This window comes from Gilliamella intestini, from assembly GCF_900094935.1.
Taxonomy (GTDB): domain Bacteria; phylum Pseudomonadota; class Gammaproteobacteria; order Enterobacterales; family Orbaceae; genus Gilliamella; species Gilliamella intestini.
Genome location: NZ_FMBA01000070.1, coordinates 1 through 7,239, shown reverse-complemented (window position 1 = coordinate 7,239; position 7,239 = coordinate 1). Strand labels below are relative to the sequence as shown.

At 34.6% G+C, this 7,239-nt stretch carries 10 protein-coding genes; 8 read left to right on the top strand and 2 right to left on the bottom strand.

The window, feature by feature from the left end:
• On the bottom strand, positions 1–262 hold a 262-nt coding region (locus GA0061080_RS11565; protein ID WP_141683158.1), incomplete at its 3' end, for a helix-turn-helix domain-containing protein.
• A 120-nt stretch (positions 263–382) separates the two neighbouring features.
• On the opposite strand from GA0061080_RS11565, the gene GA0061080_RS11560 reads away from it, so the two are divergent.
• The 7 genes from GA0061080_RS11560 (at position 383) to GA0061080_RS11530 (ending at position 6,467) form a co-directional block, all read left to right on the top strand.
• Entirely contained in the window at positions 383–1,795 is a 1,413-nt protein-coding gene (locus GA0061080_RS11560; RefSeq protein WP_091125848.1) for a hypothetical protein, read from the top strand.
• Positions 1,782–2,591, top strand: a complete 810-nt coding sequence (locus GA0061080_RS11555) for a phage/gene transfer agent baseplate hub protein (RefSeq protein WP_091125844.1) — start codon at positions 1,782–1,784, stop codon at positions 2,589–2,591. Before GA0061080_RS11560 ends, GA0061080_RS11555 begins: the two co-directional genes overlap by 14 nt.
• 10 nt (positions 2,592–2,601) lie before the next feature.
• The gene (locus GA0061080_RS11550; protein WP_075508847.1) at positions 2,602–2,832 is read left to right on the top strand and encodes a hypothetical protein; all 231 of its coding nucleotides are present in this window, start codon (positions 2,602–2,604) and stop codon (positions 2,830–2,832) included.
• Entirely contained in the window at positions 2,813–3,034 is a 222-nt protein-coding gene (locus GA0061080_RS11545) for a hypothetical protein (protein WP_208610491.1), read from the top strand. The genes GA0061080_RS11550 and GA0061080_RS11545 overlap by 20 nt, the downstream gene beginning before the upstream one ends.
• A 2-nt stretch (positions 3,035–3,036) precedes the next feature.
• On the top strand, positions 3,037–5,247 hold the full coding sequence (locus tag GA0061080_RS11540) for a phage tail protein (protein WP_091125841.1): 2,211 nt from the start codon (positions 3,037–3,039) through the stop codon (positions 5,245–5,247).
• A gap of 283 nt (positions 5,248–5,530) precedes the next feature.
• Positions 5,531–5,707 carry a hypothetical protein gene (locus tag GA0061080_RS12670; RefSeq protein WP_167349238.1) on the top strand — a complete coding sequence of 59 codons (177 nt, stop codon included), beginning with the start codon at positions 5,531–5,533 and terminating at the stop codon, positions 5,705–5,707.
• Complete coding sequence (locus tag GA0061080_RS11530; protein WP_091125833.1) at positions 5,694–6,467, top strand: hypothetical protein; 774 nt, start codon at positions 5,694–5,696, stop codon at positions 6,465–6,467. The genes GA0061080_RS12670 and GA0061080_RS11530 overlap by 14 nt, the downstream gene beginning before the upstream one ends.
• A gap of 192 nt (positions 6,468–6,659) precedes the next feature.
• Here GA0061080_RS11530 and GA0061080_RS13025 read toward each other — a convergent pair whose 3' ends face one another.
• The gene (locus GA0061080_RS13025; protein WP_280642414.1) at positions 6,660–6,785 is read right to left on the bottom strand and encodes a hypothetical protein; all 126 of its coding nucleotides are present in this window, start codon (positions 6,783–6,785) and stop codon (positions 6,660–6,662) included.
• A gap of 19 nt (positions 6,786–6,804) precedes the next feature.
• On the opposite strand from GA0061080_RS13025, the gene GA0061080_RS11525 reads away from it, so the two are divergent.
• Positions 6,805–7,239 (top strand): contractile injection system protein, VgrG/Pvc8 family (locus GA0061080_RS11525; protein WP_280642409.1); only part of this gene is annotated, 435 nt, incomplete at its 3' end.

Below are 7,239 nucleotides of genomic sequence, written 5' to 3'. Positions count from 1 at the left end.
GTTGCCCATAAGCTGGATATTCATAGGCCATATTAACAACGGCTTGTTCTATATGTGGCTCTACCCGATTTTTTTCGATAGGCTTTTTACGACTGATTTCTTGAAGCGCAAGCTCACCCCCTTGCTCATACAATTTTTTAAAGCGATAATAGCTATCTCGACTGTATCCCATGACTTTGCAAGCTTGTTGAACGTTACCGAGTTGCTTAGCTAATTCTAGTAGTCCTAATTTAGGTTTAATAATTTTGGCTGTTTGATTCATTTCTGACTCTCCTTTTGTGTTATAAAATAACTTAAACGTCAGATTAAGTAAAGACTATTACATTTAAATATTATTTATAACAAGCTCTATATTAATCCATCCACTATTGATGTTGGCTATGTGAGTAATCAACGCACTATAGAAGTATCAATTTTCAACGGTTATTTCAGCAGTAAAATTCTGACTGATATTACCTATAGTGATAAACAAGGGGTCACTGTCAGTAATGTGACGTTACCACTTTTATTTAGCCGATTAAGCCTAAAAATATTATCAATTGATATTGATAGCCACGGCACAGATAGTATTAACTGTACAATTTCGTTTCATTTTTTAAACGCTGAAACCGTTACATTAGTTGTTAGCGGTAATCGTTCGCTACCGCTTCCTCTCTCTCCAAATTGGTCGCATGGTATTACAGAAACATTAGAATGGAAAACCAATGTACATCAATCACAAACAGGGGCAGAACAACGGGTAGCAATGCGATTAACACCTCGTCGGATATTTGAGTTTCAAACGCTTATCCATAAACACGAACGTCGACAAATTGAAAATATACTATTTCAGAACTATTTAAGCTCATTTTCATTGCCAATTTATAGTGATATAGCACTACTAGATAGAGAAATCAAACCAGGTGATAAGACAATTTATTTATCAACCATCGGTCGAGATTATCATATAGGAGGTAATTTAACAGTTATCGATGGTAGTAATACAATTGTTGGTAATATTGAATCAATTAAAAGTTCAAGTATTACACTATCTGAACCGATATATACAGCTGTTTTAAAAGGTGCAAAAGTATTTCCTATTAAATCGGCAAAATTAACTGAACCACCTAAAATTATCAGGCGAACAGATGAATTAGCAACCGCAGAGTTACGATTTTTAATTGTTGAAAAAAATGACATTAACGTTAATGTTGAGCTACCTATATACAATAATTTTTATGTGCTGGAGCAAGAACCAGATTGGTCAGATGATGTACATGTTTCATATGAATCAATGAGACGTGAAATCGACAATCAAACGGGTATCGTGTACTACTCAGATAGCGCGAGTCGTGTTTTTATTACTCAATCTCATGAATTTTTAATTAATGGCCGTAATAAACAACTTGAACTGCGTGCATTGTTTTATGCCCTCCGTGGTCGCCAAAAACCAATTTTTGTCCCCTCGTTTAGTAATGATTGCAAACTAGTTGATGATGCAACCAGTGAAATTTTAGATATTGAACAAAATAATATGACTGAAACTGATTTCGGCGGACAGTTCTTAAGAATTTTATTGAGTGGTAACCGCATTTTATATCGTGAAATTGTCAACGTAAAAAGCAATAACAAAGGTGGACTTCGGTTATTGCTCAATAAAAAAGTTGCATTTATGCGCCAGGAAGTAATCAAAATATCCATAATGCGTCTATGCCGTTTAAATGATGACAAAGTCGTATGGGAGCATTTAACTGATGCTGACGGCACGGCGAGAGTAAACGTTACATTTAGGGAGGTAAGATATGAGTTGGAGTGAGTTTGAGTATTCTGTTGCAAATGGACAACCATTAACACTGTATGAGTTTAAAAGGCAGAATTTGTATTACCGCTATACAAATGCCGATCGCTCGATAATGATTAATAATGCACTGTGGGAAGCGATTGCAATTAGTGATAACGGATTATCAGCAAGCAGTAATAATGTTGAAATTACCTTACCCGTTACGAATAAAGTTGTTTCTTTTTACCGAGGTGTGCCACCTAGTACATCGGTAAAAATTAGAATTTATCGCATGCATTATCATGATAATCAACAAGAGTTACGGGTGGCATGGGTAGGTAATATCACTGAAGTCAAACGTGAAAAAATTGGTGAAGCCAAAATTATCACAACTAATATTGTCAATACATTTGGCCGTCAGGGATTGAGGCTGACCTGGGGTAGAAAGTGCCCCCATGCACTTTATGATAGTAGATGTAAAGTTAAAGCTCGTCATTATGTCATTTCAGGGTTAGAGATAATTGCATTAGATGGTAAATCAATTACATTCAATGTACCACAGAGTATTAATAATGGTTACTTTAGCGGTGGCTATATTGAATATGAGTTTGAAGGTCTAACAGAAAGGCGAGGTATTCGCATGCATAATAACAATAATTTAAGTCTGTACGGTGGGACTTATGGCTTAAGTGTAGGTTTGATAATTAATGTATATCCTGGTTGTGATAATACGATTGATACATGTGAAAATAAATTTAATAACCATTTGAATTATGGTGGTTGCCCACACCTGCCTGGCAAATCACCGTATAGCATTACTAAACTATTCTAGGAGGTTAATTATGTGGTGGGCGATTGCGCGTTTTGTTGTTGTACTGGTTGCATCCTATTTTCTAAATCAAGCATTAGCCAAAAAACATAATAATAAGGTTAATGCAGCAACGTTTGATGACTTTGATTATCCACAGCCAACAGAAGGAACGCCACAGTGTGTGTTTTTTGGTGACTGTTGGACTGCGGATTGGTTTGTACTGGCTTATGGAAATTATCGTTATGAAGCAATTAGAAAATAGTATATGGATAACTATGGCAGATATTCGTCAAGGTGGAGGCTGTGCGTGGGGATTAAGAGCCTGGTTTAAACACTATGGACTGAGTTTTAACGATTTTATTCAAAATGGTGGGATTGATAGCACAACGATTTTAAGTACGGGTGATGCATTAGCTATTCGTATTGTTGAACTCGCAAAGCAAGCTAGTGTGCATAAGGGGTAAGTATGGGCAGTAAAAAGAAGAAAACAACAATTGGTTATAAATACTTTTTCAGTATTCAGTCGGGGCTTGGGCGTGGTCCAATTAATGAGTTAGTTGCTATTACCGCTGATGATAAAACTGTGTTTGCAGGTAAAGCAAATGAAGTTACTGTTAGCAAATCAATTTATATTGATAAGCCGAATTTGTTTGGTGGTACTAATGTTGGTGGTGAAGGTGGAATTAAAGGCATATTTGAAATCGCAATGGGTGATGCAGATCAGGAGCCAACTAGTCGTGTAAAAAATTTACTGGGCGGCGTTGTGCCTGGTTTTCGGGGCATGGTTACGACGTTCTTTGATGGTTTAATTAGTGCTTATTCAGCAAGTCCAAAACCGTGGAAATATAGAGTCAGACGTACAACACAAGGTTGGTCAAATAACGAAGTATGGTACCCAGAAAAATGTATCATCATGTTATATGATGATACATCAACAATTCATGAAAAAGATAATGGAATAAATAGCAATTTAAGAACTATTCACGCAATGAATCCTGCGCATATTTTGATAGAGTGTGCAACCAACAATGATTGGGGACGAGGATTGCAACTATATGAGGATATTGATTTAGATTCATTTAAAACTGCTGCTGATATTCTATATAATGAAAAATTCGGTTTATGCTTTCGTTACAATCGACAAGATGGGTTAGATACATTTGTACAGCAGGTGTTAGATCATATAGGCGCAGTACAATATGCTGATTTAACAACAGGAAAAATTAAACTAAAACTGATTCGTGATAATTACAAAACAGAAGATTTACCATTGTTTAATTATGATAACGGTATTTTAGTGGTACAGGACGATGATAGTAGCGCTTCCGATAATGTACCAAATGAAATTGCTGTAAAATGGCATAATCCAGTAACGAACGAGGATAGTGAAGTTCGGGCACAAAATTTAGGTGCAATTCAAGCCGTTGGTTTAATCAGTAGCTCTATTGAATATAAAGCACTACCAACATTTGAGCTGGCTGCACGTGTTGCACAGCGAGAACTGGAATCTGGAATTGCGGGTTTAATTCGTCTAACGATTCAGTTTGATCGACGCGGTGAAATATTAACTCCTGCTGATTGTTTTCGGGTATCACTACCAGACCGAGATATCGAAGATATGGTCATGCGGGTGGGCTCTATTAACGAGCACGAAGATGGAATGATTGAAATTACCGCAATTCAGGATGTTTTTGGGTTGGCAGACACCGTTTATAATAGTGGTAATCAATCTGGGACAGGGATAGTTCAAGATACAACACCAAGACCAGTTAAAAATTATATGTTATTTGAATCTCCCTATTTTGCAATGAGCCAGTTATCAAATTATGATGTTAATAACGAATCAGGCTATATGTTTCTAGTTTCTGCTCAGCCAAATTCACAGTCAATTAACTATTTATTACAAACTACAACTGAAGGTGCTGATTTTACAATAAGAGGAACAGGCGACTTTACGCCAAGTGCGGTATTAATCAGTAAACGTCAGTTAAGTAAAATAGATACACAATTAAACGTGATTTTTAACAAAAATATGACAGATGTTTCAATTGGTAGTGCAGCTATTATTGGTAATGAAATTGTTCGAATTGATGCATTTGATGAGTTAAATGGGACCTTAACAATAGCAAGGGGATGTGCAGACACATTACCACAAACACACAGTAAAGATTCGTTTATCTGGTTTTTTGATAGCCTATTTGAAACGGACGGTATTGAATATTTAAAAGGTGAAGTTGTTTATGTTCAACAGTTAACACAAACTAATGCTGGAACACTCAGTGCAAATAAGGCCCCCATTCGAGCACTAAAATTTGACGCAAGAGCCGCACGCCCATATCCTCCAGCTAATTTACAGGTAAATGGTGTTATTACAGAGACAATAACACTAAAAGAACAAGAAACAATAGTATTAACATGGTTACATCGAAACAAAGAAATACAACAAGATAATCTCATTGCATATAATGAAGGTAATATTGATAAACCAGAAACCGTTAAATATCATATTGAATATTATTTAGCTGGTGAGCTAAAGAAAACAGTAGTAACAAATGAAAATTCTCACGAACTAGAAATTAATGAAACTGAACATTATGATGAAATTCGGATCTACGCATACGACACAAAATCCAAGTTTGAAAGTTTACAAAAATACATTTTACAAATTAAAGCTTAATATTTGTAATTTATTTTCATATGATGAAAAATACAAAATAGTTAATTATCACTTAATTTAAGCGTGATTTATCACGCTCGGCATCAACAATCCTTTTTATAAAAGTTTAGCTTGGGGGGAAGCGATTGCACATAAATTATATAGCCATCAGACAAAACGCAAGTTGCGAACTTATTTTAGCAATCATGTCATTATCAGATTGGAAAAAAATTATACTATTCTAGATGCTACAATTGGACCATATGTTGGAAATAAATCTTTATTACAATACGCGGAAGTAGTGATGGATATTAGTGCTAATCAGATACATAATAAACTACATAATGACCCATTTCCTGAGCCATTAACAAATAAACCATTAACAGTTGATATAATAGAAAAGGCTTGCAAAGGTGAATATAAAAAATTTGAACATAGTTGTGGCTATCCTTGTAAAGGAGTAACTGATGTTATTTGGTAAAAATATAAAATTTTTGGTATTTGTTATCGGAGCAATGTTATCTTTACAATATGTAAATGCTAATCTAATATTTTACCCAAAAAAGGAAAGTGAAATGACATTTATAACAAAAAAACATGATGTTATATTTTTAAATGAACCATCTAAAAAAGAGTATGATTATTTTTCAACATTCTCTGATATACAATTTTATATTAATAGAGATCATAGAATAGCAGAGGCTGATAAAATTTTGGGATTGTCTGGACTTCTCTCGCATCCCCATAAACAAATTAAACAGATAAATATTGGCTTAGCATTAGATAAGCAACCTGTATTAAAATTGAAAAGTGATAATGTTTATAATATAAAAACTATTATTGAAAAGGAATATATGGATGAAATACATAATACTATTTTTGCCCAAGATAAAAAAATAACGATATTAAAAACTAATGAAAAGTATGATCGCGATATTACTAGTGAAGCTGAAATCAATATTTACCTTTTGACTAATGATATTAGTAATCGTTTCACACAATACCTTTTTATTCAAAGTTTATGTAATAATTCAGCCCCCCATTTTACTTATATTGAAGGGCCAAAAACATTAGGAATAATTTCGGCTAAGCATAAAATTTTTGAAGAATCAGTTGGAAGTCTAAAATGGATTTACTACAACAGCTCCTTTGAGTTAAAAAGTAGTAATATCCCTGAACAAGACGTTATGCAAATTGCTCAATGGATATTTGATAATATCGAGTTTATTTTTGCTGATTGAATCTAAAAAAGTGATATAAATTAGTGTAAAGTAGTCAAGCATCCTAACTAATAACGACCGCTAAAATGAAAAAATTTAGTAAAAAAATTGCATTGTTTAAAGAAATAATTTATTTTAGATAACCGCATTAGGTTATCTTTATAATCAGTTAACTATAAAAGTATTGCCTAAATATAAACAATAAACCCGAAATTATTGTGGTGCAGGTTGTTGGTAATATTGCCTAATGGGCTGATCATTCTCTAGTAATGGATATGCAACCTTACCCAATACTGAAAAAATGGTGATAGCTACTTTTGTGTAGGCGTCACCAGCCATCCCCATAAGAGCTATTACAATGAGATTAAAAGGATTGTATTTTGATTGTCAGGTTGATGGTTGTGCTCCTGATACTTTTGCGGTCACGGAGTTTACGTTAGACGAGCACCTGTCAGAGCTATTTACCTTAACCCTAACCCTGACAAGTCCCGAAGCCGATATTGATATTAAATCGCTGATTTTGTGTAAAGCATATTTAACGGTGAGTCAGAATGGCGTACCCCAGCGAGAGGTGATAGGGATTATTACCGAAGCCAAACGTGGTAAAAGTGGTTTTCGGCGGACCTATTACACCCTGATTGTTCGCCCCTCGCTATGGTTACTAACCCAACGTCAACAAAGTCGTATCTTCCATTTTAAAAGCATTCCAGAAGTTCTCGATATTTTATTGCAAGAGCATCAAATTCGTTTTTGTTGTGATTGTCGCGATAAACATACTCAGCGTGAATTTATC

Bases quoted from the DNA above. Each gene is read 5' to 3' on its own strand.
- GA0061080_RS11555 (WP_091125844.1), top strand. From the start codon at position 1,782: ATGAGTTGGAGTGAGTTTGAGTATTCTGTTGCAAATGGACAACCATTA.
- GA0061080_RS11550 (WP_075508847.1), top strand. From the start codon at position 2,602: ATGTGGTGGGCGATTGCGCGTTTTGTTGTTGTACTGGTTGCATCCTAT.
- GA0061080_RS11545 (WP_208610491.1), top strand. From the start codon at position 2,813: ATGAAGCAATTAGAAAATAGTATATGGATAACTATGGCAGATATTCGT.
- GA0061080_RS11540 (WP_091125841.1), top strand. From the start codon at position 3,037: ATGGGCAGTAAAAAGAAGAAAACAACAATTGGTTATAAATACTTTTTC.
- GA0061080_RS12670 (WP_167349238.1), top strand. From the start codon at position 5,531: ATGGATATTAGTGCTAATCAGATACATAATAAACTACATAATGACCCA.
- GA0061080_RS11530 (WP_091125833.1), top strand. From the start codon at position 5,694: ATGTTATTTGGTAAAAATATAAAATTTTTGGTATTTGTTATCGGAGCA.
- GA0061080_RS13025 (WP_280642414.1), bottom strand. From the start codon at position 6,785: ATGGCTGGTGACGCCTACACAAAAGTAGCTATCACCATTTTTTCAGTA.